The organism is Mycoplasma sp. 2575, assembly GCF_053851635.1.
Genome location: NZ_JBSQBB010000002.1, coordinates 18,225 through 44,201 on the forward strand (window position 1 = coordinate 18,225; position 25,977 = coordinate 44,201).

A 25,977-nucleotide genomic window follows, 5' to 3' on the forward strand; every position below is an offset into this window, starting at 1 on the left:
AAACTTGTATTCAATTATTAGGAATTATATACTACTTTTATTTAAAAAACGAGTTTTTTACTCGTTGTTTAAACCTAATTATTTTTTTAGTAATGAGTCGAATTTTTTTTGGGTTTCATTATCTATAGAAACTATCGAAACTGCTACGGCCCCAATTCCTGTATGAATAGAAACATCGGCTGGTAACTTGTATGTATAAATTGGAATCTGATCATTTATGATGTTTTTAAATTTTGTCAAAAGCTCCTCAATCATTTCATTATCTGAGTGAAGAACAAAAAGCACTTTTCCATCAGGAGTGTCTTTGTTTTTATTTCACATATCTGTAACAGTTTTTTCAAGTGATTTAGTAAATACGCGCCCAATTGAATCCTTTTCTAATACACCATTGTCAAAAGCGATTAGTGGAACTATTTTTAATAATTTAGCTATTGCAGCAGCACCTTTTGAAAGCCTTCCACCTTTGACAAGAGCGTCGTTAAATTGTGGAATTAAGATTAATCTTTCATTATTTATTTCAAAATGTTTTATAGCATCTTTAAAAGAAACACCTGAATTAATTTGAGATTCAAATTTAAATAAATCTTTTAGAATCAAGAAGGAAATTCTTTTTGATTCAACAATATATACTTTGTTGTTATCTTGAAATTGTGTTTTAAGAAATGATGTTTGTGATGATAAAAATTTAGAGATAGGATAAACTAAAATTAAATCATACTCATTTAAGTATTTGTTTATCTCGATATCATTAATCGCTGGCGAAGAAGCTGCAGTGGTGGCATTAATTTTTTTATTTTCTCTTCACATTTTAGCATAATCATCAACAACAATGTCTCTTCCAATTTGATATGTTTTACCGTCTATTTCGCATTGCAATGGTATAAATCCTCAACCAAGCTCATTGGCCTGCTTTTCCGTTAATCCAGATGAAGAATCAACAATAATTTTTATTTTCATACATTCCTCCTAAAAAATGGTTGTAGCAAAATAATTTAGTATTATATATAAATAATTTAAAAAAAAATTATAAAAACCCACAAAATAAGTTGATTTATTAAATTTTTTATATTTATATTTATGTTTGCCATTAGTACTTTTTCGTTTTTTAATTAGTATAAAAAGTTTTAAAAATTAAAAGTTAGCTATAATTTTAAAAATATTAAACAATAGAGTTTTAAAATAATCATAACCAAACTAGTTGGTCTTAACTTAAGGAGTTATTTACATTATGAATTTTTTAGAAGAGCTTAAAAACAGAAAAATACTAAATAATATTTCTAACGAAGAAAAGTTTTCTCAAATTTCTCATGATTCAGGAATTTATATTGGTTTTGACCCCACCGCCAAAAGTCTTCATTTAGGAAATTATTTGCAAATTGCTACCTTATTAAGATTTAAGAAACAAGGCTATAAGGCTTATGCAATTCTAGGGGGGATTACTGGGATGATCGGTGATCCAAGTTTTAGAAAGAGTGAAAGAAGCTTCCTTGATCAAAAAACCCTTATCAACAATAAGGAATCAATAAAAAAACAACTAGAAAATTTTGGTTTATCAGTGATTGATAATATCGAATTTTATAAAAATATGACGTTATTTGATTTTCTTTCACAAATAGGAAAAATGATAAATGTAAATTATTTATTAGAAAAAGAAAGTATTGCAACTCGATTGGATAATGGATTAACATTTACTGAATTTAGTTATCAGCTTATTCAAGGTTGAGACTTTAAGAACATGTTCGAAAAGTATGATGTGAAGATTCAGGCTGGCGGTTCAGATCAATGGGGTAATATTACAACTGGTCTTGAGTTTATTAGAAAAATTTATGGAGAAGCTGCTTGTGCGATTGCTTTAACAATTAATTTATTAACTGATGAAAATGGAAATAAATTTGGTAAGTCAACTGGCGGCGGCTCCTTGTGGTTAGATAAAAATATGACAACTCCTTATTCTCTATATCAATTTTTATTAAATCAATCAGATTCCAAAGTGGATGAATATTTAAAGACATTAACTTTTCTTAAATTAGATGAAATTCAAAATATTATGAGAGAGCATGAGCAAGCTAAATTTAAAAGAGTAGCGCAAAGAATTTTAGCATTTGAAGTGGTTAAGGATATTCATGGAATACAATATGCAAATCAGGCAAAAAAAATAAGTGAAATTTTATTTGCAAATAGTAAAGAGGAATTATTAATTAGCGATATTGAAATAATTAAAGAATCCCTTAAAACTTTTAGTGTTAAACACGGTACTAAATTTATTGATTTTATAAAGGAAAATAAAATCACTTCTTCAAATAGGGAAACTCGAGAATTTATAGCTAAAAAATCCTTTATGCTTGATAACGAGATTGTTGAAAATGAAAATATTGTAATTAATTTTGATAGATATGATAATAAGTATGCAGTCCTTAAAAAAGGAAAAAAAGAGTTTTTTATTTTAATAAATGCAAATTAGAAGAAAAAATATTCTACCCTTAAATTTAATTAATGAAATAAAATAGAGGATGATTATAACATAAGATATTTTGGAGATAAAAGACTAGATAATTTTGAAAAATACAAAGAAATCTCGAACCTTAATTTTTTTGTTGTTAACAAAGCCAAGAGTGTATGCTGATTTTAGCTGTGAATAATTTTTTATAATTTAAATATGAAGATAACTGATGTATGCTAGGCAGTAATTTTCCAAACTTATATTATGGTTTGCAAAAAATAGAATGCCTAGCAAAAATTTAGTAATTGCTTTTGTAATAATTTTTATATTAAGAATATGTATTGCACAAGTTAAATAGCAATCCTTAGAAGCAAAATAGAAGTATTGATACTTATTTTAAATTGCTACTTTTTTAATACTTTTGGTAATAAAGCTCCTTATTTTGAAAATATTGATATTAAGAAAATTATTTTAGCTATTGAAAAACTGTGGATACGATGTTTTGCAACTAATTTACTAAGACAGCAAGATTAATTATTTTAAGGGTGATTGTTGAAAAAAATTATTTTTTGTTATAAAAAAGCATGTTAGGTGAAACATGCTTTTTTAAGATACAAGAATAACTATTTTTTAATTTCTTTCAATCTTGCGCTTTTTCCTTTAAGACCTCTCATGTAGTAAAGTTTAGCTCTTCTAACCTTATTTTTTCTAGTTACTTGAATAGCAGAAATTAAAGGAGAGTTAATTTTAAATACACGTTCAACGCCAATACCATATGAATCTTTTCTAACAGTGATAGATTTATTGATACCTTCACCATATGCAGCAATAACTAGCCCTTCAAATACTTGAATTCTTTCTTTATCGCCTTCTTTAATTCTAACGTGAACTCTAACTATGTACCCTTCTCTTATTTCGGGAAGATCTGTTCTAATTTGGTCTTTTTCTACAAGTTCTAATAAGCTACTTCTCATTTTTTATCCTTTCGATAATATCTTTACGATTTTTTAGTGTTTTTAAATAAGCATGTTTCTCACGTCATTCTTTTATTAGTTTATGATTACCAGAAAGTAATATTTCAGGAACCTTTAGTCCTTTATATTCTGCCGGTCTAGTGTATTGGGGATAGTCAAGTAGCCCTTCGTTTTCAAAACTTTCGTTTTGATGGCTCCCCTTGCGCAAAACTCCGGGAACTAATCTAGCAACAGCTTCGCAAACAACCATAGCTGCAGTTTCTCCGCCTGTTAGAATATAATCTCCAATTGATAATTCTTCATCCACAAAATTTAAAACGCGTTCATCAAAACCTTCATAATGGCCACACACGAGTGTTATTTCATTATGCTTAGCAAGTTCGTGTGCTTTCATTTGGTTGAATTTTTGTCCTTGTGGACTAATTAGGATTTTATAACTATTGGGTAGTGTTTCAAGAGCGAGATCGATAGGCTCGACTTGTAGAAGCATTCCATCACCCCCGCCGTATATAGAATCATCAACCTTATTTCTTTTTTCTTTTGAAAATTTTCTAAAATCAATAATATTTAATTCTAGGTGCCCAAGACGTATTGCTTTGCCTATAACACTATAGGTTTTAAATGCTTCAAAATGTTCTGGGAATATTGTGAGAATGTTTATTTTCATAACTATTTGTTTTTTGATTCGATGTATTTTTTGTAGAAATCGTTCTTCTTTAAAAGAGTTCTAACTGTTTCAGTAGGCTTTGCTCCGTTGTTTAAGTATACAGTTGTTAATTCTTCATTTAGATATAAATTTTTTGTATGAGGATCATAGTATCCTAATTCATCAATAAATTTTCCATCACGTGGTGCTCTAGCATCAGAAGCAACAACTTTATATGTAGCATGGAATTTTTTTCCGGTTCTTTTTAGTCTTAATTTAACCATAAGTATTCCTCCTTGAAGTTTTTATATATTTTTAGTATATTTAAATTTTAATAAAAAAATTTTAACATAAAAAAATAAATGTTAAGTAAAAATGCTTAACACTTTAATTTGATTTTTATATTTGATATAAGCAAAGATAATTTGTATTATTTAGTTTTATAGTTTTATAAACTATAAATAGTATAATTATTATTATGAACAAAGAATTATTAAAAGAAAAATTAAACTATTCATTTGCACCATATTCAAAGGTTAAAGTGGCAGCTTTAGCTATTGATAAGTTGGGCAATGAATATTATGGAGTCAATTGTGAAAATGCTGCGTATCCTAGTGGACTTTGCGCTGAAAGATCTGCACTTTTTGGTTCGGTAGCATATGGCGCAGAAGTGGGGACATTTAAGGAAATACATATAATTAGCAATTTGAATAAAATATTATTCCCATGTGGTGCCTGTCTACAAGTAATGTCTCAATTTTTAGATAAAGATTCCAAGGTAGTATTGCATTCTACTGATTTAACTGAGGAAAGACAATTTTCGATGAATCAATTAATACCTAGCGCAGTAAAAAATGAAGACATTATCCACGCTAAAAAATAAAATGGGGATTTTATGGAAACTGAACATGTTTGCGATTTAAAACATCTTGATTTGCATGGAAATAATTTTGGAGAAGAAATTTCTTATTATTTAGAAAAATTTTCAATATCACAAAAAGAATTGGCACAACGTTTAGGGCTTAGTGCTCAATATGTCTACATAATCATTAATAGCAAAACGAATGTTAATTTAAGTATTGCGATTATTGAAGGCTTGGAAAATGTTTTTAATTTGGAATTAGGTACGCTATCCGAGGTTTATTCAATATATGCTAATAAGGAAAAATCTAATCTACAAGATGCTGAAAAACTTTTGGTGCAATATGGAGAGGACTTTATCATTAAGAATCCAAGTTTGCCACTGGTAAGTAATATTAAATTAACAAAAGATATGCCTATTAGCAAAAAATTGATGATTATGAATAGGTTTTATGGCGTTGCTAATTTAGATAATTATACCCAATATTTGCGTGAAAATGCACTAGCAGATGAAAGTATTTATGCCAACCCTAATAGTAAGGTTTGAATTAGATTTTGTGAGTTATCGGTTTTGGAAACAATTAGTACTAAAAAAATTGGTGTTTTTAGAAAAAATAATTTTGAAGTTGTGTATAAAAGAGTTGTTAAATTAATATGCGCTAAAAATTTAAACTTTAAAAATAAAATTGATGAAATACAAAATTATTTATTGACTAAAGGAATTATTTTGATTACAATGCCTTTTATCGAGAATAGCGATATTGCGGCCATTACTTTTCAAAAAGGAGCTAGAAGACTTATATTTGTTTCGGATATTTTTAATTGTGAAGCATTTATTTTTAACTATATTTTGCATGAATTAACACATTGTTTTTTTGTTAATAAAAACGAAAATGAAATTGATGATATTTATATTGAGGCATATCATAAAATTAAGTCTGAATATAATTTTAAATATGAGGGTATTGATGATGCTCTATTGGCTTTCGACAAGTGTAGTGCAGTGCAACATGATGATCGCAAGGGTGAGGTTTGCGATATAACTAAGAAAGTTTTTTATAAATACGAAAAAGTTTCTTTTAGTTAATATTTCTTGTAAAATATTCATTAAATGAAATAATTAAGAAATAAAAATAGGATCTGACTTAATAGATCCTATTTTTATTTAATTGTCTAAATCCAAATAAATATACTCAGTGGCCTCAGTGTTCATTTTCCCATTAACAATTATATCTAGGCATTTTACAGAATATCTGATAGCAGGTTGCTTCTTTTCGAGACCTTCAAGTACAAATTCCATCTCTATAACATGACCAGAAAGATATTTTAAGTTTCCTAATGTTGATGTAAAAGATAAATATTTTTTAAAATTTTCATTTGCTTTAACATTTTCGAACGTTCTTGAAGGGTCATTAGCAACTTTTGATGTAATTCCCTTATCAATTGGATAGGAATCAGCTCTAATTTTTTGCAATATTTTCATTAATTCTTCACGAGGTAACTTTTTACCTTCATTTGTTAGGGTATATGAAAACGAGTTTTTTATTTCGCCTAATTGTGAAGTCGTTAGAAGTTTTGCTTTAGGACGTTTTAAAGGGTTTATTTTGCCTGTTTCATTATTTTGACTTTTGTCAGGCAAAAGCTGATTGTTTTGGCTATTTGTCGGTCCTCCACACGAAACAGCTATTAGCGGAAATACGATTCCACTAAATGAACTAAATATTAGAAATTTTTTTATCTTTTTCATATCTATATTATACCACTCCATTTTTTAATGTTTTAAATTAATCAGTTTGCAATTTGACTATTCCATTAGCTTCTTCTTGATAATTTCTATCGACACATTTTATAGTGTATTTAATTATTGGTGTTTGTCCATCAAATGCCAGTTTGAATTCATATATATGTGCTGAACCTAAACCATTTAATTTATGATATTTAAATGAAAAGTTTTTTTTAAATTCAGCATCTCAATTAATGATTTGAAAAGTATTTATTTTAGTATTATATTTTGATTTTGTAAACTTATCTCATAAGGCATATAATTTTCCTTCTTCATTTAATTTTTTGCCCTCGGGTTTTAATGTGAATTCAAATTTGTCTTTTATTTCTTGGATTTGTGAGTCGGTTAATAATTGTACTTTTGGTTTATTTGGATTTTTTTTATCAAAATTACATGACAATGTAACAATTGGCAGTGCGAGGATAGAACTAGTAGCAATTATTGATAAGAATATTTTCTTCTTATTTTTAATCATTTTTTTCTCCTTATTTAATTTTTATATCTTGTAAATAATTTAAGTTATTTCAACCAAGTGGTTTAATGATGTTATTTTGATAAATAATTTTAGAAAAGCTATTGATGTTAATTTGATTTATAAGATTTATTGAATAACTAATTAGATTATTAATTTCATTAATAAGTTTTAATTGGTTTTCTACTTCTAAATTACTTAGATAAGTGATAAATAATGTTTCTTGTGTTTTGCTCAAACTATTTTTGAGATTTATATTATTATTCACTAAAAAATTATGCAATGAAATAATCTGTTCAAAACTAGTTAAATAATCTTTCTTATTTTTAGATATAAGGTCAATTAATTTATTTAAATTATTTTCAAAATTTGTTAATTGTTTGTATAAATATTCTGGTGTTGTTCCCTGGAATAGTTTAAATGTAGATTTTTTGTATATTGATTTATTTCTCTCAAAAAATTCTTGATATTTTTCAAAGTTATCAATTTTAGTTATATCTATGTTTAGCCGGCGGTCGATAGAATTAAAAATCTTTTTAATCAGCAGTATCCTTTTGTTAATAAATTGATTATCCTTGGTGATCATTATAGGAATATTTACATAAATATTTTCATTTGAATTAGATGTTTTATAAAAATTATCAATTATATTTCTTAGGTTAGTTTCAATAAATTTAAATCATGTTGATTTAATCTTGTCTTCAACAAAAACAATTAATGGATCATTTAGTCTATTTTTATTTTGGTATTGGAATGTATCACTTAATTTTTTATTATTCGCTCCAAAAATAATAGGCTTCGATATTTGATTATATGCATCCTTTAGTTCGCTTATTCCAATAGCTTCATTAGAAGCTAAAATATCAAGATTTTCTGGTGCTTGACTTAATCATAGATTTTTGTCATCCTCAATTAGGCTATACTGGTTTATTAGGTTGTTAAATAATGATTGAAATGTCAAATTATTTTTGCTAAGTTCTAGTGAGTTATTATCTTTTAATCCATAATATAGTTTCATAAAGTTTTTATTCATATATTTCGTTTTTATATCAGGATTTTGGTTGATGATAATATTGTTGTTAATTGAATATCTATTATAATTTTTTTGATATGAAAAATTATATTTCTTATAGTTTTCAAGAATATAGTTTTTTTCATCTAAATTAAGGTCTTCATATTCTATTTTTGAAATAATATTTTGCTTAAAAGCATTTAATGATTGGAGTGAAAACGTAGATTGCGATAAGGGCAACGAGTTGTATTGAATGATTATTTCTTTAAGATTATCATCTTCATTTTTTTGATAGTTTTTATTTATTTTTAAGGTAGTTTCATTGGCATTCATATGCGAAATAAAATAATTACTTGCATAAAATCTGTTTTGGTAGGTTTCACCATAATTAAAAAATCAATCAAGATTTTTTAGGGGATCTTTGTAACTTGATTCTATTATTTCATAAGGAATTGCATCTAGATAATTTTGAATAATAAGGATATTATCAAATATTTGTTTTAGATTTTTAAATGATCCGTCCCTTGTTTTAATAGTAATTTTATTATTATCAAAATTAAGTAGTGCATCAACATCAATATCATTTTGAATTAGGTAGTTATATAAATCGAAACCATCATTTTTTTGTAGTTTTTTATTGTTATATTTTGAAAGATCAATCTTATGCTTTGCAGCAAAAGAGTGGCGATATTCTTTGTTTCGTAACAATTTTGATAATAGCCCCAGTTTAAATGATTTGTGGTTAATATGGTTATTGGTATTTATAATATTGCCTAGGTAATTAATCCAAACATTGTCTCTATTTTTGATGTCTATTATAACTTTATTTGTGTTATTCAAATCTTTAGCAAAGTTTGGGTTATTTATTGATTTGATATCACTCGAAGGAACAAATAGGAAGGGTGAGTTAAAACCATTACCCTTATCCTTTTTAGGCTTAAAAATACCATTTTCTGGTTTGTTTGATTCATTTTCATAATCTACAATATCAGTATTATCATTACTATATTCATTAGTGCCTATTGGTGTTGTGATATTAATTTTGTTGGCCCACTCTAATTTATAATGAAGTTCTGAGGGAGCTAAAACAATATTGTCTCTAAAATCAATTAAGGGCTGTTGGCTTGATTTTATTCGTATTAGTTTTGCTGCTGTTGCTAGGTTAATTTTGTGAATATTTTTACTAGTATAGTTATCATCAAGGTAGCTAAAGCTAGCATAATCATTACCATAATTATTTTTTTCAATGAAACGATATTTATTGGTGTTGAAATTATTTTTTACACATGATATTGTAATTATAGGCATTAAACTGATTAACGGTGTTAATAAAATCATTTTTTTGTTCATTTTATTTCCTCCCTTAGTTTGTTTAAACATGACTATGAAAACTTAAAAGCATTATTGTTGTGACAATAGAAGCAGCAAAAATTATTAATGTTCGATATAAAGTTTTAGTATCTTTGTTTCTTATATGAATAAATTCAGGAACTAGTTCAAAGATAGCGGTAAATATGATAATTGCGCCTCCAAAAATCAATAATGAGGATTGTATTCATTTTAAATCATCGTTTATGAATCGCCCAGTAAATGCTCCTAAAAAAATGAAGGGGATTATAAGTAAAAAAGTTATGAAATTATATAAAACTGCCTTTCCTTTTTTTTCTCCATATTGAATTTGACGGAAGTATATGATTGTGACTTCAATAAGGATGTGGATGGTAAATGTTATTAGTAGAGTAAGTGAACTTGAAAAAGTATTTTGAGTAAATATTATTTTAAATATTGAATATCCAATAAAAAAACCATCAATTATTCTGTGACTTAATAACATAACAATTGCTAATCAAGCTGCTTTGGGGTTATCAATATCTTTAAATGAAATTAGGTGATCTGAGTGGTTATGTTCTTCATGACTTTTATGAGGATCTATTTTAGATTTTCTAATAAATAAATACCTTCCTGCAATAACAACACTAAAGCCTATTAATGCACTTATCCCGAGAATACCGACAGTTACTAGTGTCCTGTTTATTTCTGAACCAAACTTATTTGGGCCATCATGTGTAAAATCGATAGCAATTTTATATCCTTCTCGCAAAAAACCGAATGCTCCAATCATTAAAAACATTCCAGTTGAAAAAGCGTACATATAAATAATTGCATTACCTTTTTTTGCTTTTTCAGATGGCTTTATAAACGAAAGGAGACCTAATAATATGAGTGGTAAAATCATTAATATTGGGATATAAACTAGTATATTTATAAATATGGTTAATTCTATATTATTTTCAAATGCAGTTCCCACGTTATTTATTATCATATATTTACCTCCTTTCACAATGTTTATTAATTCGTAATTTTGTAATAATTATACAATATTTTTATAACTATAATATAAAAAAAAGTGATAAAATTTGTATTATGAAAATAAGAAAAAAGCTATTAAATTTGTTATTAATTTCTCCTATTGTGGCAATTCCTTTTGCAGTTTTAAGTTGTAGTCAAAATATTAAAAAAGAAGTATATTTAGATATTGATAAGGTATCGAGAGTATTTTTGAATAGATTAACTCTTAGCCAAATAGCTTCAATAGAAAAAGATGAACATATATTTTATTGATTCGATAAGAATGGCCGCCATAATTTTGATGCAGTAAAGATAGAAAACAAAAAAATGTACCTACTTAATAAAAATGAATGGGTTGAATATAAACCGGATTTTCCATATAGAAATAATTGAAAGCAGTTTACTACTGGCAATAATAATATTCGTATATTCGATTCAGATGAAAAGAGTGATATTAATAGCTTTTTGAATGAATATTCGTTTGATGATGTTGACTCAGCAGGTTCTTTTAATGACGAATGATTTACAACTTTATCATTGATATTTGGGAAAGATTTTAATAGAAATAGGGACCCCTATTTTGAGGACATACAGACAGTAATTTTTAGATTGAACCAAGATATTGATTTGAATTATTCTATAATGAATCGTAAATATCTTATTAATGCTAAAAAACATAGGGTATTGTTTTCAAATTGAATTCAACCTCAATATATACAAGCAAAATCTTTTTTGTCAAATGAACATAATGAGATGAGATCAACATTTGTAAAACTATTAAAACTTTATTTAAATAAGTTTAACGTTGATGTGGCATCAATCGATATTGATTGAAGCAATAGCGAAATAAAACATTCATACTCTGGAGCTACAGATTATATTTCCTTTGAGATAAGTAGTATTAAGGATTGAAACGGTCAAGAATTAATAAAATCTAAAAATAAGAATAAAAAGTATTATTTAAATGGCTTCAGAAATTATGCCACAAATGGAAAATTCGGGGTCGGAACTAAAGGAATAAAAGAAGAATATCCATTATTTACTGATTACGTCGAAAATCCCCTTTTATTCATGGATGGAAAGAGATATCTAACAATTATTGATAATATTAATCACTTCATAAAGTCATCAGGTTCAAAAGATTATTGAAATGCCAAAGGTTTGATGAATTTATTTTGAAATCTAAAAGATGAGATCTTTGTAATAAAGATTCCAGAATATAGAAAAAAAGAAGATCTTGAATATAAAATAGTTGATTTTGAATTTACTGATTATTTTGACACTAATCAGGTTTTCAGAGCAATTGTTGAGGTTACTAAGAAAGATGGCACAAAAAAGAAATATTCCTGGTTAAGTTCTAACTTTGATGATCATGGACACAGGTTAAAGGGGTTGATTACTAAAAATAAAAATAACGCAAATATTTTACCTGAGGATATTTATTCATTTAAACCAAGTAATAATGGGATAAAAGCTGGCATAAAACTTTCGGATTTTGTTAACAGTAACAAGGATTCAGCGTTTATGGAAGGGCTTAACGAAGCATCAAATAAGATGGATAAATTGTTTAATTATTGAAATAACGATAGTAGACAAAATTTTGATGTTTCGCTTTTAGATAATAATTCATATCAAGTCAAGGTGCTTGAAGCATATATTAATAACTATTTATTAGCTTATGCTCTAGAAAATAAACAAGGCAAAACATTAGATGGTATAAAGAGAATTGAACTTAATTTAAAACCAGAAAAAAATAAATTAGGTCAATTATATATTGAATTAAATTTTATTTCATTTAATAATCCGTCTGATTTTAAGTATAAATCAAAAAATGATAAAGTTATAGCAAAGGCTTCTGTTTATTGAAATTATTTTAAGGGCTATGATGTTCAAAAATCTAATGATATATTTACACTTATTAATTTTGAAAGGTTGGTATAACTAATGAGGATCAAAAAAATTTTGACTAGTTTTTTGGGATTATCTTTATTTGGATTGCCTGCTATTTCAATCTCATGTATAAGATATCCAAATGATTCAGAAAATGTATCATTAAATGAATCGATAGAAAATAAGAGTAACATTGTTGAGATAAAACTTGAAAATAAACCAACACTTGAAATAAAAAAAATATACGATAATGAACTCTTGAAATTATTTTTAGAAGTTAAACAGACGTATCGAAATTATCGTAAGCGATATATTAGAATTATAAGAAGAATAGATGCTTTTAGAAACAAGGTTGCTGCATTAATTATCGACCAAGGAAAACCTGAGAATTCAAAAAAAATTAATGATTTTTTTGTTAAATGATTAGAAGAAGCAGGTAAACAAAAAACAAGTTTAGCTAAACTTTTAGATAAATATCAACTAATTTTTCAAGATGTTGATGCCGTTTTGAACGATGTTAATTTAGTTTTTGATAATCAACAGTTTATTAAATTTATCGAAATTATTGATAAGAGATTGAGTGGAAAGGATATTAATCTTGGTGAGCTGCAAAAGTCCATTATCGATGCCTGAGATTTTTTAAGAAAGAATGTATTTAATGAAAAAAAAGTTTCGAAAATAGAAGATCTTGACAAGATAAATATCGAGAGTGACAAGAATTCTCATACTCATTCACATGCCATTGTTAATCTTACCTTTGAAATGGGGTTATGGCATTTATTGTTAAAAAAGAGTGTAAAGGATCAAAAAATAATAGGTGAATTAAAAAAAGATTTTAAAGTTTTAAAAGAAAATGTTATTGACAACATTGGCCAAAAAAACTATGAATCAGATTATAATTTTTTAATTAAACTATTTAGTGAAAATATGGATTTTAACAAATCTAATAATCTAATTAATGATAAATATCAAGCCAAAGCTAAACAAATTATGGAAAGTATTAAGAAAATATTGATTGATGTTGCTAAAAAGGAAGGTATATCTGATAAATTAAATCTTAATTAATTGAATTTTTTAAAAAAATAGGCCTAAGTTGAATTTCTTTGTGAAGTATGCTTGGCCTATTTTATTTTGTTTTTGGGTTAAATGTATTAGCTAAACCTGATGATAGTAGCTTTAAATTTATTGAAAAAGCAATTATAAATATTGATGCGGTTAAGAGATATCCAGGATTATTGGATACCAAACTAATTGCTTCTTTTAAAATGAAACCTATATTTATGCTATTTGAATCATTAATAAAATCTAGGAATGCTAATGAAGAAGCAATTAAGATATTAATAGAAAATCTTTCAACTAATATTATTAGAAAGTTTGCAAAAATTCTTTTGAAAATATGATTATAGGCAATTCTTCAATTTGATGCCCCAATAGCCCTAGAAGCAACGATAAATTCTTGTGTTAGCAAGGAATTGATTTCTTCTTTTGCAAATTTGAAATATGAAATTCAGCAAATTATTGATAATGATATAAACAACCCATATAAACTTGTTCCGATAAAAATAGATAATAGAAAAACTCAAATAATTTCTGGGATAACGCTAATAGAGTTGATTACTCTATCAATAAATCGTACAATTATATTTTGTTTATAAATATTTATAATAACCGCAAAATTAAAACCGATAAAAATATTAATAATAATTGCAGCAAGAATTATTAAAATAGTTGACCAAATAGATGTTATCGTTCTGGCGTATATATCAATTCCTTGGTTGTTTGTTCCCAGAAATAAACCATTAGGAATTTTTATGGGCATATCTTTAGATAATTGTAAGAGATTTACTGCTTTGATTAGATTGTAAGGATTGTATGTTAAAGTAACAATATCTGTATAAATAGTTTGCTCTCCACCAATATCTCTCGCTGAGTCAAATTCAATTCAAAATATTAAGTTTCTATGTTCACTAGCCGCTGATTTTGCTTCCAGTTTTGCGATGTTTCTTATAAAATCTAATTCAACACCACGATTAAAGTTTTTTGTTATTTTTTGAGAAATATTTGATGGCAGGTCATTAACTAGTGTTGTATTTTCATTGATTGAGTGAGTAGGAGAGTTTTTAATTAAAAATGTGGCAATTAATAAAGCTAATATTAAAATAACAAAGCATATAAAACAAATAAGATTAAATTTATTGGCAAAAAATCTTTTTCAGTATTGTTTTGCGGAATTTGTATGGATAACATAAGGATTCGAATTCGATTTTTTTTCTCTTGCAAAGTTAAATAGATTATTGTGCATTTTTACCTCGTTTATATTTTTTAAAAAGAAGTAAAGAAGTGAATTCGTTTTTCGGGCTCAACTTTATTATAGCGATTTTATTGATTAATAAAAGAAAACTTAGTAAAATAAAATTAAAGATAAAGTAAAACATAATAATATCTACTTCACCTTTTCTGAAAGCAAATGAAATTAATAAACTTTGGCCTGGGATTGAAAAAATTCTTTCAACTAAAATTGTTATTGTGAATAATAAAACATAGAGAACAAAAAATAAGTTGAGTTCACCAATTAACAATTCTTTTAAAACAACTTTTTTTAGTAAATCACGCTTTTTCATTCCATATGTTTTTGCAAATAGATAATAATCTGATTTAAGAATTTCAAACGTTTTTTTTCTTGATTTAGAAAAGAAGATAGCTACTGTTGGGAGTGAAGAAATTAGTATAGGAACTATTAGCGAAGCAAAGCTAAGTTTACTATTTAAAAACTGCGAGGGATAGCCAAATATGTCTGCACTTGATAAAGCAAGAATGCAAATAATTAAGATTGGTAAGGAACCTAAAAAAGAAATAATAATAGAGGTTATAACATCATATGATTTATTAAATTTATAAGCAGAAAACACTCCTAATATGTTGCCGACAATAAAGCTAATAATAAATACTGATAGACTTATTAAAAAGGTCCAACGAAATTGCCGTAGGTAGAGAAATAAAATGTTATTTTCAACACTTGCTAATTCATGAGAGTATATTTTTCCGGGATTAAATGTAAATAAATTTGTTAAAAAGGTCTTAAATCTAGCTCCATAGTTATGTGAAATTTGTGAATAAATAGCTATATTTTTTTTAATTTGAGGTTCAATTAAAACATTTATTGCAAAGAATATAATAACAATTGAAATAAAGAAAATAAAAAAATAGAAAGCAATATTTTTGAACAAGTTTATCTTAATTTTAGTTGTCATAATTTACCCCCTATTTTTAACTCTATCTATCATTGGCGTATTTTGAATGCGTTATTCTTCGTGATGGTCATCGATGTTTTCTATTTGAATTGATTCTGTTTGAACTATTTTTTTGTCTGCGGTGTTATAGAAATTTATATTTAATATTAAGAAGTTATCTACAAATTTAGTTTTTGAATCATCAAAATTGATACTAAATTCAATATCATTTTTATTCTTATCAACTTTTTCGATTGGTAGTGTTTTTTGTAATTCTTCTAATAAATTTTTAAAGCCTTTTTCCTGCTCTGCTTTTAGTTTATTCAAGAAATTAGTTTGTGCTTCTTTTTCTTCAATTTTATTTTTTAATTTTGTTGTAAATTTTCAATTTGAAATCGTTTTTACAGGTTCGATTTTTTTGAAACCAATTAATGTAAATCTAATTGTAGTATTTAAAACCTTGAATTTAATATCTAGGTGGATTTCACCCTCATCATCATGCGAATGAGTTGAAGCGGAGATACTTAATTCTTCTTTTTCTCTTAATTCATTTTCGATAAAAATAATTGAATATTTTGAAAAAACTTTTTTAACATCTTCTCATTTTTTTGCTGATTTTAATTCCTTAACTACATCAGAAGCAATAACTTCTTCTTGATTTTCGGCTATTTTTTGAACAATTAATCCTGATTTTTCTTGTGTGTTTCTTTTATTGAAACTTGATATTGCTAATTTTATTTTTTCTAATAATGATTTAACCTTTTTTTCGTCTTTTTCATCTTTTTTAAGTTTATTTATCTCTTCTAGTATTTTTTGAGCATTCTCTTTTTCATTTAAATCTTCCTCATATTTAATAATTTTTTGAATTTGGTCTTTTTTTGAAATAATTTGGTTGATTTCCGCAGTTGAATCGCCATTTTTATTACTACATGATGCAACTACTAATGGAGTGCTTAAAACTGCTATTAAAGGTGATAGTGATAAAAATAACTTTATGTTTTTTTTCATATATTTACCTCATTTAAAATTAAATTACTTTAATAAATTATAACAAAAATAGTTTAACTATATTTTTATTTTTTTTGCATTTTTGTCTTATTTATGCGATTTTTATTAAAATAATGTGAAAAATTAAATAAAATTTAAATTAACAAAGTAATTAATTAAAATTAATTATAAAATTGTTTCCAATTGGTATTATAAACTTGTTGCTGAAAGGTTAAGATGTTATATGAGTAAAAAAGATTTATTGATGTTAGAGAATCGAATAAATTCATGTACAACCTTTGGAGAATTTTTAAGAAATATTTTCACAATTGCCAATATTAAGACAAATGATGTTTGCAAAAAGATTAAAGCCGATCGAAGAAAAATATTTAACTTGTTAAACGATTTAAGAGATGATGTTAGTCTTAATTTAATTCAAGATTTAGAAAAAATGCTAGACCTAAAAATTGGCTATTTAACAAATAAATGATATTTTTTTAGAAATAATCTTAATGTTGGCCCATTAGATAAGGCAGAAATAATTAAAAGACTAGGCTGGGAGATACTTGAAAAAAATCGTTATCTTACTAATATCTTAGGTGATAATAAGCTTAGCCAGTCGCCAAGTGAAGAAGAAATAATTGAATTTCTTGAAAAATATTATGGAACATTGAACATTGAGGAATATTCAAAGTATATTTCAAAACATTTGTATATTAATCATTGCAAAATTACAAAACATAATAGAATCCCTTTTATTCGTTTTTGTGAATTGTTCATTAGAGAAAATTTTAAAGGAAAAGACATTGCTTCAAGATCAAGATTTAAGGAATATTTACCAAAATTTGTTATTGTTAGATTAATTGATACACTGTTTAATGAAATTGATTCTTTTGATGAAAAAATTAGCAAAGTTTCTTTGCTTCTTAAAGATAGAAATATTGAGTTAATAAAACTACCCTATATTGAAAAAACGATGACAAGATCGATAACCTTTTCATTTGGTCCTAAAAAATATATTATTATAACTGATATGTATAATTCCGAAATATTGATTTTATTTTCACTATTTAGAGAAATTATGATTTGCTTTAATCCTTGATTATCAAGAGAAGAGTATTATGAAGAATTTAGAAAAAAATATGATATTTGAAGAGGATACAATAAGGCTAGAAATTTAAGAATGATTGATGATATTTTAGAAGGAATTAAGCAAATTTCTTTGCTGGATAAGAATAATGCTAATTTTTATGAAAATATTCTTGAAATTTATAAGAGCATTGCTAAAAAATATAAAAAAATAAAATTTTAGATGCTAAATATTTTAAAAACTACTAAAAATAAGTTGATTTAAAACAAAATAAAAAAAACATAAAATAAAGGCTGATATCTTTTTTTATTTTTAATGTATTATATTTAAAATAAACTAATAATAATTTAAATTATGAATACCTAATAGAAATTAAGATATATTTATCTTGGTTTTTAAGTATTATATTAACTTAAAATTAAATTAAATAAGGAGGAAAATTATGAAAAAAACTATCTATCTAGCTGGCGGATGCTTTTGGGGTGTACAAGCCTATTTTTCGCGTTTAAAAGGTGTTATAGAAACTAAGACTGGTTATGCAAACGGTAATACTGATGTAACCTCATATTATCAAATTAAATCAACCTTACATGCTGAGACAGTGAGAGTCATTTATGATAATGAGAAAATTTCTTTAGAGGAACTTGTTTTACACTTATTTAGAATTATTAATCCAGGATCCTTAAATAAGCAGGGAGGTGATATTGGTATCCAATATCGAACCGGTGTATACTATGATAATGAAAGTGATTTTACTAAATTAGAAAAGTTATTCAATATTTTAAAGGGAAATTATAGTGAATTTTATGTAGAACTTTTACCTCTCACAAATTTTGTAATCGCAGAAGAATATCATCAAGATTATTTGCAAAGAAATCCATCTGGTTATTGTCACGTAAGACTTGATATTGAACCTGAATTAAATGAGAGTGAGAAAAAAATTATTAATTTATTAAAATAATATCATTATATTAAGATAGGTAACGAGAAAAAAACATAGCAAGAAAAGCTATGTTTTTAGTTAAATCTATATTATTTCGTTTATTTTTTTAAAAAAATTCAAATATGGTTAACATAATACTTAGTAAAATTAATAAAAGATAACCTAAATCTATTTATTTTTATTTTTTTAAGTATAAGTGAGGTAAATAAATGAATGAAGAAAAGAAAATAATTATTCCCAACCGCTCGCATTATAATGGCAATCAATATGTAGTTGATCATGAAACAAAAACAGTTAAATTAACTGCTGAATACCATAAAAACTTATTATCAAAAAAACCTGGTGAATTTGGCGGTTTTAGAAAAATAACTGGTTCAGCTCTTGGAGATATTTTAAAACTAACTCAGTTTAATAGCCCTTTTGCTGCATTTGCGAGAATAGCTAATTTTAGATTTCCAGTATTGGACCCGAAATATGTAAATGCTGGAGTTATTCTAGAACCTAAAATTCTTGAAAAAATTGAAAAATCATTCAATTTACCTATTCAACGGTTCCCTGCCGAAAAGTTTAACTATGATTATTTCAAAAATAATGTTTTCTTTGGCGGATTACCAGATGGCTATATTGCTGAAAAGAAGATGATTATTGAGATAAAAACCGTCGGAAGTAAAAAACTTGAATCTTGGAAACAAGGTATGATTAATGTTGCTTATTTAAAACAAGCACAATTATATTCATATTTGATGGGGGCCAAACATTTTGCAATTATTGCTTGTTTTTTAGAAGAAGAAGATTACAAAGACCCTAATTTAGTTGACATAAATAATCGAGTTGTTAAGGGTTGACCTTTTGAGGTAAATGAAGAACAAGTCTTGGATGATATGGCAGCATGCAAAAAATGATATGATAAATACACAAAATTAGGTATTAGTCCCACTTGAAATAATAGTATAGATGTTGATATTGTAAAATATTTAGAATGTAAGAATTATGATGAATGAAAAAAATTATATCTAGAGTGAGTTAATGAAGGCAAGGCTGTGGCAGAGTATGAAAAATAAGGTAAGATATTCATTTAGCGATTTTTTAGTTGCTAATACTACACACCCATGGTTAGTATTTAATAGCATTGATGGCAATTTAGATTCAAGCCATGAAATTTTTGCAGGTAATTTTAATTTTGATTTAGAGGACGATAATGATTCTAGTGTCAATCATGAACTTATTAACTTTTATTTTGATAAAATAGACAATATTTCAAACGAGTTTGCGTCTAAATATTTAGATAAGGAAAAGCAAGACTATATTCAAGAACTCGACACCTTGGAAAAAATAGATTTTTTAAAGGAAACAGTTCGTAATAATCATGAATTAATTAATAACACAGTTGATGAAGATGTATATAAAAATTTAAATTTTCTTTTTTCCATTTTTACGACAGTTAATATTCTTTCCTCGGGCTTAGATACCGTTTATGATCAGGCAATAGATTTTTTAGTTGATTTTTATAAAGAAAGATATCATATAAAGGACGAAGAAATCAAATATATATCATTGAAGCAAAAGCAGGATGATGTATTGGCCGATACAATTAAATCAATAAATGAAAATTATCGCTTGATTATAAACCCAGCCTTTGAATATCAATCTTGTTATGCAAAAGTTGCTTTTTATGATACAAAATTAAAACATTTTGGTGATTTAATTTATTCGCAAAAAACGAATAGAAAAAATCTATTAAAGGCATATTGAAATTATAATATCATCACCAAATCACTAAATAGTGATATTAATGAGATATTTTTGTTAAAACCTAGATATCAAAAGAAAAAGAATGTAAGAAAAAATATCCTAAAGTTCAATCTGTCAAAATATTGTTCTCCAAATAAAGGCGGCGTAGATATTAAACCTAATGATAAAGTCTTATTATCTGAGGATGAAGTTGAAGCTAAATATATTTGTGATCCTAATTTTGCATATACAAAATCAGTAAGATCAAAAAAAACAAATAATTTATCAATCATTGACCATGTTAAAGGTGAATTGATTTCCGCTGGATACGATTTTAATGAGAAAAGATTGGCAAATATTGAAGAGCACACAAAAAATATAAGTGATTATACGTGTTCATTTAAAGAGTTTATTTATTTGATTAATAATAGAGATTCGCTACAAATGGATTGAACTTTAACTAAGGATGATTTCATTGACAATTTTAATTCGAATATTTTCTTTTATAAATTAGTTGAAAAACAGTTCCCTAAATATAAATTTGGAAGCAAAAAAATATTAAAGCTAATTTCCGGTTTAAATAATGATGTTGATTTACTAACAAAAAGAACTGTTAGTGAATTTTATGATAATAATCTTATTTCTATAAATCCAGAAATACAAAGCATTTATGAGTATAATGTAATAACGGATAAGAATGCCAATATTGCTTGGTTTGATTTTGAAGGTGTAACATTGCCTACCCCAATGCTCGATTATTTGCCAGCATGAAATCAAGTAATATCTCAAACATCAATTGTAAAGACGCAGAATGATGAAATTTATGAAAGTAATGATTATGTTTATGATCCTTTAACCTTTGATATCAATACATATAAAAAAATTATCGATGATTTATATGACCAAGAAATTTCATATTATATTATTTACAATATAAATTATGAGAAGAGCAGATTACTTGAAATAAAAGAGTCGCTTCATATTTATTGTTTACAAAATAAATTAGACGAGATTCAATTTAATGAATATGCAAAAAAAATCGATTTTATTGTAAACCGTCTTGTTGACATATGCAATTTTTTTTCTGGGCGAAAACAGAAAATTTTTGTTGTAGATAGAATGATAAATCTAGGATATATTAATGGATCATATTCAATAAAAAAGATTGAATATTTTGTAACAAATAATAATTTAAATAAACATTTAAAATATAATATCACTCCATATTCAAAACTTAATGTTAAAAATGGTTCGGAGGCGCTAACAATTGCTACGACAAGAGCCCTAAATCTTATTAAGGATAATGAATGAAACCGAAAAATTAAAGATCTAAAAATTTATTGTCATAATGATGTTATGGCAATGTTAATGGCTGCAGAACTGGTTAAGTATTTGTTAAAAAATAAGGACGAATATTTTGAGAATTTTTATAAATACAATAAATAATTAGAGAAAAAACAAGGAAAAATTTTATTGTTTTTTTGTTGTAATTCTAACATGAAAGCTAATTTCAAAAATCGCGGTATGTTATTAGAAACAATCATCAATCAAACGAGAGAGTTTTATTTTAAGAATAGCATTTGTATTATCCATAAGAAGAATCTTGATATTACTTTTAAATCTGTTCAATTGCATGATAAAAAGTTGAAACTAGATAATGCAATAATCAGCAGCAAAAGCTCTGTTGATTATTATGGAATATATAAAGGAAGGTTTTTGGCATTTGAGGCCAAAAGTACTGAATCGGATGTTTTACCTTTTAATAATATTAAACAGCATCAAATTGAATACCTTGATCTTATTAAAAAGCATAATGGTATTGCTTTTTGAATAATTTATTTTAAGCCTAAAAATTTATTTTTGTTAATTGAACATCATATTTTTCAGGAAAAATTTAAAACAAAAAAAGCCCTTCACTATGAAGAAGCCTTGTGTTGAGGAAAAAAATTATCATTATCTTTTCCTGGAATATTGAACATAGTTGAGAATATTACTTTTTAATTTTTTGATATATTTCATCAACTTTTGATTTTAAAACATCTGAAAACTTAAATCTTGGGTCCATTTTTGAAGGAACTTCAATTTCCTCTTTTGTAATGTTATGCTGTTGGGTTTTTGCAGCTACATATTTGGAGGAAAAAACGCCGAAACCTGAAATAGTTATTTGTCTTGAATTAGCTAACTCTTCAATAATGATATCGACAACTTGATCAAAAATTGATTCAACCATTGCTTGTTGAAAGCCCGTTTCTTCCGATGTTTTTTTAATTAATTCTCTCTTTGTCATTATTCAGACTCCTTAATTTAATAAATAGTTTAAACCCTTTTAATTAAGCTATTAATAATAATTTGGGGATTTTCTTTATTATATACTATTTTGTAAATTCCTTCTATTAATGGTAAATTTAGTTTATTTTTAGATATATTTTGATGATAAATATATTTTAGGGCATATAACCCTTCGACGGTTGTTTGGCTATCATCTATTTTATTTTTTAGGAAGTTTAAACCATATTGGTAGTTTCTTGATTTTTCTGATAATCCTGTAAGAATTAAGTCGCCCAAGCCACATAAATCATATATTGTTTCGGTTTTAGCGCCTAAAAATTTTCCATATTTTACCATTTCTTTTAATCCCATAGTTAATAGCGCTGCCTGTGTATTGGTCGAATATCCCAATGATGCGATTATGCCCGATGCTATTGCTAGTATATTTTTATATATTGAGCCTATTTCAGCGCCAATAACATCATCAATAGCCGAAACTGCAAATCAGTCATTTGTGAATATCGTTTTAACTTCATTAGCTTTATTTATATCCTTTGAAACAACATTGACAATTGTTATGTGTTTATTTATTATATCAGTAGCAAAGGAAGGACCGATTAATGAAGTTATGCCTTTGATGTTTGTGTTATCTTTTGCCATTTCAGCCATTTTGTTATGTACAAAACTGTTTGTATTAGGCCAAAAACCTTTTATTACATTAATAATTGTTACGTCGTTTTTGATTAATTTTATTAATTCTTCAAAAACAGGTGGAATAAATCTTGAAGGTATTGCTATGATGATAAATTCAACATTTTCTATTGCCTTTTCAAGGATTTTTGTTGTTTTGAAATTGGTAATTAATTTATTATCAAAATATTTTTTATTAAAGCCCTTTTCAAGGTCCTGCAATTCATTATCATTGATGCCATAAAATATAACGTCATGTCCGTTTTCAGCTAAAACATTTCCACATGCAGTACCCATTGCCCCGCTACCAAGAATAGCTATTCTTTTTTTCATAATTATTTGTCCTCTTTTTTATTTTTATTTTTTAGTATAAGGGTAATAGGTGTTCCACTGAAATCAAAATTTTGTCTTATTTGGTTTTCTATATATCTTAAATACGTAAAGTGCGCACATTTTTCATCATTTACAAATAATAAAAAAGTTGGAATTTTTCCATCAATTTGTCTTGCAAAGGTTATTGATAATCTTTTACCCTTAATGGGTGAAGCGGGTTTTATCATTTGTGCAGTCATCATTACTGAATTCAATTGATTGGTAACTATTTTTCTAGAAATATTGTTTTTAATTTTAATTATTTCATCTTTTAGTTTGCTTATTCTGACTCTGTTCTTAGCAGATATAAAAACAATAGGTGCTCAATCTACAAATTTTAATTTCTTAGAAAGATTTTTTTTGTAAATATCCATTGTATTGGTATCTTTTTCAATTAAATCTCATTTATTTACAATAATAATTAATGGTTTTTTTAAATCATAGGCAATCCCAATAATATTTTGGCTAAAATGACTAACTTCTTCTGTGGCGTCTAACATTAATAAACATAAATCAGCTTCTTGTATTGAATCTGTGGCTCGCATTAATGCATAGTGCTCGATGCTATTGGATAATTTACTTTTTCTTTTAATACCTGCTGTATCAATAATTTCAAATTCCTCATTTTCAATTTTTATTATTGAAGAGACAGAATCTCTAGTTGTTCCAGCAATATTCGATACAATAGAACGTTCCTCATTGGTAAGGGTGTTAAGTAGCGTGGATTTTCCGACATTAGGCGAGCCTAATATGGTAAGTTTAAAATGATTTGTTTGTTTATCATCATTAAAATTTAGATTTTTAACTATTTCATCTAGCAAATCGCCAACTCCATCGCCATGAATAGCGCTTATTGGAAAAATGCTTTGAAACCCCAATTTATATATTTGATTATCAAAAAATGTTTTTATATTTGATTCTAGTTTATTCAAAACAAGCAAAACTTTTTTGTTTGATTTTCTTAATAAACTAGCGACAAAAAAATCTTCTGATGTGATCGGTTCTCTACCATCAACTATGAAAACGATAATTTCAGATTCATTGATTGCTACTTCTGCTTGTTTTTTAATTTGCTCTTTAAAGTCTTCGTTTTCTTGTGTTATTCCTCCGGTATCAATAATATTAAAATCATATCCAGACCATTTTGCGCTATGATAAATTCTATCTCTAGTAACTCCAGGAGTATCATAAACAATTGATTTTCTTTTATCAATTATTTTGTTAAAAAGAGTTGATTTTCCGACATTAGGCTTTCCTATTAACGCTATTGTATTTTTCATTAGTTTAACCTCTTCTTGACCTCTTTTAGCATTACTAAAAAGTTTTCATCCACACTCATATTTGTCGAGTCAATCCTTATACTGCCTTCACTTTCTATTAATGGATCTATATCACGGTTTGTATCATTTTCATCTCTTATTTTAATTGATTCTAAAATCTCATCATATTTGGACTCTATACCAAGTAAATTATTTTGCTTTAAACGGCGATGAGCTCTAACTTCTGGTGTGGCTCATAAGAAGAATTTTGCTTCTGCATCTGGAAGAATACGGTAAGTAGCATCTCTTCCATCGACAATTATTCCCTTTTCTTGTGCGCCTTTTTTTTGAATGAATGTATTAACTTTTAAACGTACAGATTGATATTTGGCAATTTCTGATGCATACAAAGAAACTCTATCCTCACGAATTTTTAGAGTAATATCTTCTCCTCTTAGAAAAATTTTTTCATCTTTTGTTATGAATAAGTCCTCAAAATTTCATGCTTTATTAATTTCTGATTCGTTATTAGAATCAATGCCATTTAATATAGCATTATATGCAATAGCACGATATAAATTTCCGCTACTTATAAAAATGTAATTTAACTCACTAGCCAGCATTCTGGCCATTACAGTTTTGCCTACGCCGCTAGGTCCATCTATTGCGATATTAATTTTATTTTTCATTACTTATTTTCCTTCCTAAAGTCTTTTATGAGTTCTTCTAGTTGTTTATCAGTTTTTAGTTTGATAGGTTTAAATTTTTCTTGAATTGGTTGTTTTTTTAGCAAATAGATTAAATTTTTGATTAATAGTGTGATATCATCAGATTGATTATTATTTAATTTATTAAGCAAATCGTTTTGGTCGATGTCAAGGTTGTATTTTTGTGCTACTTTAATTAGTTTTATTGCGACTTGATGATCGCTTTTGATGATTGCCTTTAAATTGTTATAATTTTCCTTATCCTTACTCATA

26 protein-coding genes are annotated in these 25,977 nt (G+C 26.4%); 10 read left to right on the plus strand and 16 right to left on the minus strand.

Features of this window, described 5'->3' with window-relative positions; all coding sequences use genetic code 4:
• Window positions 1–78 precede the first annotated feature (78 nt).
• On the minus strand, window positions 79–957 hold the full coding sequence (locus tag ACWXVU_RS00345; protein ID WP_438340761.1) for a DegV family protein: 879 nt from the start codon (window positions 955–957) through the stop codon (window positions 79–81).
• A gap of 271 nt (window positions 958–1,228) precedes the next feature.
• Between ACWXVU_RS00345 and tyrS the strand changes: the two genes are divergently transcribed.
• On the plus strand, window positions 1,229–2,461 hold the full coding sequence (tyrS, locus tag ACWXVU_RS00350) for a tyrosine--tRNA ligase (RefSeq protein WP_456011885.1): 1,233 nt from the start codon (window positions 1,229–1,231) through the stop codon (window positions 2,459–2,461).
• 602 nt (window positions 2,462–3,063) lie between these two features.
• Here tyrS and rplS read toward each other — a convergent pair.
• Genes rplS through rpsP form a run of 3 tightly spaced genes read right to left on the minus strand, consistent with a single transcriptional unit; the run spans window position 3,064 to window position 4,344 of the window.
• Entirely contained in the window at window positions 3,064–3,414 is a 351-nt protein-coding gene (gene rplS, locus ACWXVU_RS00355; RefSeq protein WP_438340763.1) for a 50S ribosomal protein L19, read from the minus strand.
• A complete protein-coding gene (trmD, locus tag ACWXVU_RS00360) occupies window positions 3,404–4,081 on the minus strand; it encodes a tRNA (guanosine(37)-N1)-methyltransferase TrmD (RefSeq protein ID WP_438340764.1) in 678 nt (225 codons plus the stop codon). The genes rplS and trmD overlap by 11 nt, the downstream gene beginning before the upstream one ends.
• A 2-nt stretch (window positions 4,082–4,083) precedes the next feature.
• Window positions 4,084–4,344: a 30S ribosomal protein S16 gene (gene rpsP / locus ACWXVU_RS00365; protein ID WP_438340765.1), complete on the minus strand. Its 261-nt coding sequence runs from the start codon at window positions 4,342–4,344 to the stop codon at window positions 4,084–4,086.
• 194 nt (window positions 4,345–4,538) lie between these two features.
• Here rpsP and ACWXVU_RS00370 point away from each other — a divergent pair, with 194 nt between their 5' ends.
• Both ACWXVU_RS00370 and ACWXVU_RS00375 read left to right on the plus strand, forming a co-directional pair.
• Window positions 4,539–4,943, plus strand: a complete 405-nt coding sequence (locus ACWXVU_RS00370) for a cytidine deaminase (RefSeq protein ID WP_456011887.1) — start codon at window positions 4,539–4,541, stop codon at window positions 4,941–4,943.
• Between the two features lie 12 nt (window positions 4,944–4,955).
• On the plus strand, window positions 4,956–6,008 hold the full coding sequence (locus ACWXVU_RS00375) for a helix-turn-helix transcriptional regulator (protein ID WP_455966316.1): 1,053 nt from the start codon (window positions 4,956–4,958) through the stop codon (window positions 6,006–6,008).
• A 78-nt stretch (window positions 6,009–6,086) separates the two neighbouring features.
• Here ACWXVU_RS00375 and ACWXVU_RS00380 read toward each other — a convergent pair whose 3' ends face one another.
• From ACWXVU_RS00380 to ACWXVU_RS00395, 4 genes are read right to left on the minus strand one after another with little or no spacing between them, the layout of a single operon-like run.
• Window positions 6,087–6,668 (minus strand): hypothetical protein, encoded by a 582-nt coding sequence (locus ACWXVU_RS00380; protein ID WP_456011888.1) that lies wholly within the window; start codon window positions 6,666–6,668, stop codon window positions 6,087–6,089.
• A gap of 37 nt (window positions 6,669–6,705) precedes the next feature.
• Window positions 6,706–7,179 (minus strand): hypothetical protein, encoded by a 474-nt coding sequence (locus tag ACWXVU_RS00385; RefSeq protein WP_444705090.1) that lies wholly within the window; start codon window positions 7,177–7,179, stop codon window positions 6,706–6,708.
• Window positions 7,180–7,189: 10 nt separating this feature from the next.
• A complete protein-coding gene (locus ACWXVU_RS00390; protein ID WP_456011890.1) occupies window positions 7,190–9,538 on the minus strand; it encodes an OppA family ABC transporter substrate-binding lipoprotein in 2,349 nt (782 codons plus the stop codon).
• A 22-nt stretch (window positions 9,539–9,560) separates the two neighbouring features.
• The gene (locus ACWXVU_RS00395; RefSeq protein WP_444705092.1) at window positions 9,561–10,511 is read right to left on the minus strand and encodes a hypothetical protein; all 951 of its coding nucleotides are present in this window, start codon (window positions 10,509–10,511) and stop codon (window positions 9,561–9,563) included.
• Window positions 10,512–10,612: 101 nt separating this feature from the next.
• On the opposite strand from ACWXVU_RS00395, the gene ACWXVU_RS00400 reads away from it, so the two are divergent.
• The gene (locus ACWXVU_RS00400; RefSeq protein WP_456011892.1) at window positions 10,613–12,478 is read left to right on the plus strand and encodes an MAG3240 family lipoprotein; all 1,866 of its coding nucleotides are present in this window, start codon (window positions 10,613–10,615) and stop codon (window positions 12,476–12,478) included.
• A gap of 3 nt (window positions 12,479–12,481) precedes the next feature.
• Window positions 12,482–13,492, plus strand: coding sequence for an HxHSH motif-containing lipoprotein (locus ACWXVU_RS00405; protein ID WP_444705094.1), 1,011 nt, complete (start codon window positions 12,482–12,484; stop codon window positions 13,490–13,492).
• Window positions 13,493–13,553: 61 nt separating this feature from the next.
• Here the strand turns inward: ACWXVU_RS00405 and ACWXVU_RS00410 are convergent, their stop codons facing one another.
• Genes ACWXVU_RS00410 through ACWXVU_RS00420 form a run of 3 tightly spaced genes read right to left on the minus strand, consistent with a single transcriptional unit; the run spans window position 13,554 to window position 16,665 of the window.
• Window positions 13,554–14,729 (minus strand): ABC transporter permease subunit, encoded by a 1,176-nt coding sequence (locus tag ACWXVU_RS00410; RefSeq protein WP_456011894.1) that lies wholly within the window; start codon window positions 14,727–14,729, stop codon window positions 13,554–13,556.
• Window positions 14,719–15,678 (minus strand): ABC transporter permease subunit, encoded by a 960-nt coding sequence (locus tag ACWXVU_RS00415; protein WP_438340775.1) that lies wholly within the window; start codon window positions 15,676–15,678, stop codon window positions 14,719–14,721. The genes ACWXVU_RS00410 and ACWXVU_RS00415 overlap by 11 nt, the downstream gene beginning before the upstream one ends.
• A gap of 51 nt (window positions 15,679–15,729) precedes the next feature.
• The gene (locus ACWXVU_RS00420) at window positions 15,730–16,665 is read right to left on the minus strand and encodes a Vmc-like lipoprotein signal peptide domain-containing protein (RefSeq protein ID WP_456011896.1); all 936 of its coding nucleotides are present in this window, start codon (window positions 16,663–16,665) and stop codon (window positions 15,730–15,732) included.
• Window positions 16,666–16,888: 223 nt separating this feature from the next.
• Here ACWXVU_RS00420 and ACWXVU_RS00425 point away from each other — a divergent pair, with 223 nt between their 5' ends.
• The 5 genes from ACWXVU_RS00425 to recU all read left to right on the plus strand — a co-directional run bounded on the left by ACWXVU_RS00425 (window position 16,889) and on the right by recU (window position 22,409).
• Window positions 16,889–17,956, plus strand: a complete 1,068-nt coding sequence (locus tag ACWXVU_RS00425) for a hypothetical protein (protein ID WP_456011899.1) — start codon at window positions 16,889–16,891, stop codon at window positions 17,954–17,956.
• 220 nt (window positions 17,957–18,176) lie between these two features.
• Window positions 18,177–18,695, plus strand: a complete 519-nt coding sequence (msrA, locus tag ACWXVU_RS00430) for a peptide-methionine (S)-S-oxide reductase MsrA (protein WP_438340778.1) — start codon at window positions 18,177–18,179, stop codon at window positions 18,693–18,695.
• A 191-nt stretch (window positions 18,696–18,886) separates the two neighbouring features.
• Window positions 18,887–19,738: an MAGa7180 family putative nuclease gene (locus ACWXVU_RS00435; protein ID WP_456011901.1), complete on the plus strand. Its 852-nt coding sequence runs from the start codon at window positions 18,887–18,889 to the stop codon at window positions 19,736–19,738.
• Window positions 19,728–21,854, plus strand: coding sequence for a UU173 family protein (locus tag ACWXVU_RS00440; RefSeq protein ID WP_456011903.1), 2,127 nt, complete (start codon window positions 19,728–19,730; stop codon window positions 21,852–21,854). The genes ACWXVU_RS00435 and ACWXVU_RS00440 overlap by 11 nt, the downstream gene beginning before the upstream one ends.
• Before the next feature lie 51 nt (window positions 21,855–21,905).
• Window positions 21,906–22,409, plus strand: coding sequence for a Holliday junction resolvase RecU (gene recU, locus ACWXVU_RS00445; RefSeq protein WP_456011904.1), 504 nt, complete (start codon window positions 21,906–21,908; stop codon window positions 22,407–22,409).
• Here recU and ACWXVU_RS00450 read toward each other — a convergent pair.
• Genes ACWXVU_RS00450 through ACWXVU_RS00470 form a run of 5 tightly spaced genes read right to left on the minus strand, consistent with a single transcriptional unit; the run spans window position 22,399 to window position 25,976 of the window.
• Complete coding sequence (locus tag ACWXVU_RS00450; protein WP_438340782.1) at window positions 22,399–22,695, minus strand: HU family DNA-binding protein; 297 nt, start codon at window positions 22,693–22,695, stop codon at window positions 22,399–22,401. The two genes, recU and ACWXVU_RS00450, sit on opposite strands and share 11 nt — an antisense overlap.
• Window positions 22,696–22,724: 29 nt before the next feature.
• Window positions 22,725–23,699, minus strand: a complete 975-nt coding sequence (locus ACWXVU_RS00455; protein ID WP_456011906.1) for an NAD(P)H-dependent glycerol-3-phosphate dehydrogenase — start codon at window positions 23,697–23,699, stop codon at window positions 22,725–22,727.
• A 2-nt stretch (window positions 23,700–23,701) separates the two neighbouring features.
• Complete coding sequence (der, locus tag ACWXVU_RS00460; RefSeq protein ID WP_438340784.1) at window positions 23,702–25,018, minus strand: ribosome biogenesis GTPase Der; 1,317 nt, start codon at window positions 25,016–25,018, stop codon at window positions 23,702–23,704.
• Window positions 25,018–25,686: a (d)CMP kinase gene (gene cmk / locus ACWXVU_RS00465; RefSeq protein WP_455994567.1), complete on the minus strand. Its 669-nt coding sequence runs from the start codon at window positions 25,684–25,686 to the stop codon at window positions 25,018–25,020. The genes der and cmk overlap by 1 nt, the downstream gene beginning before the upstream one ends.
• Window positions 25,686–25,976: a hypothetical protein gene (locus ACWXVU_RS00470; RefSeq protein ID WP_456011907.1), complete on the minus strand. Its 291-nt coding sequence runs from the start codon at window positions 25,974–25,976 to the stop codon at window positions 25,686–25,688. Before ACWXVU_RS00470 ends, cmk begins: the two co-directional genes overlap by 1 nt.
• Window position 25,977: the final 1 nt, after the last annotated feature.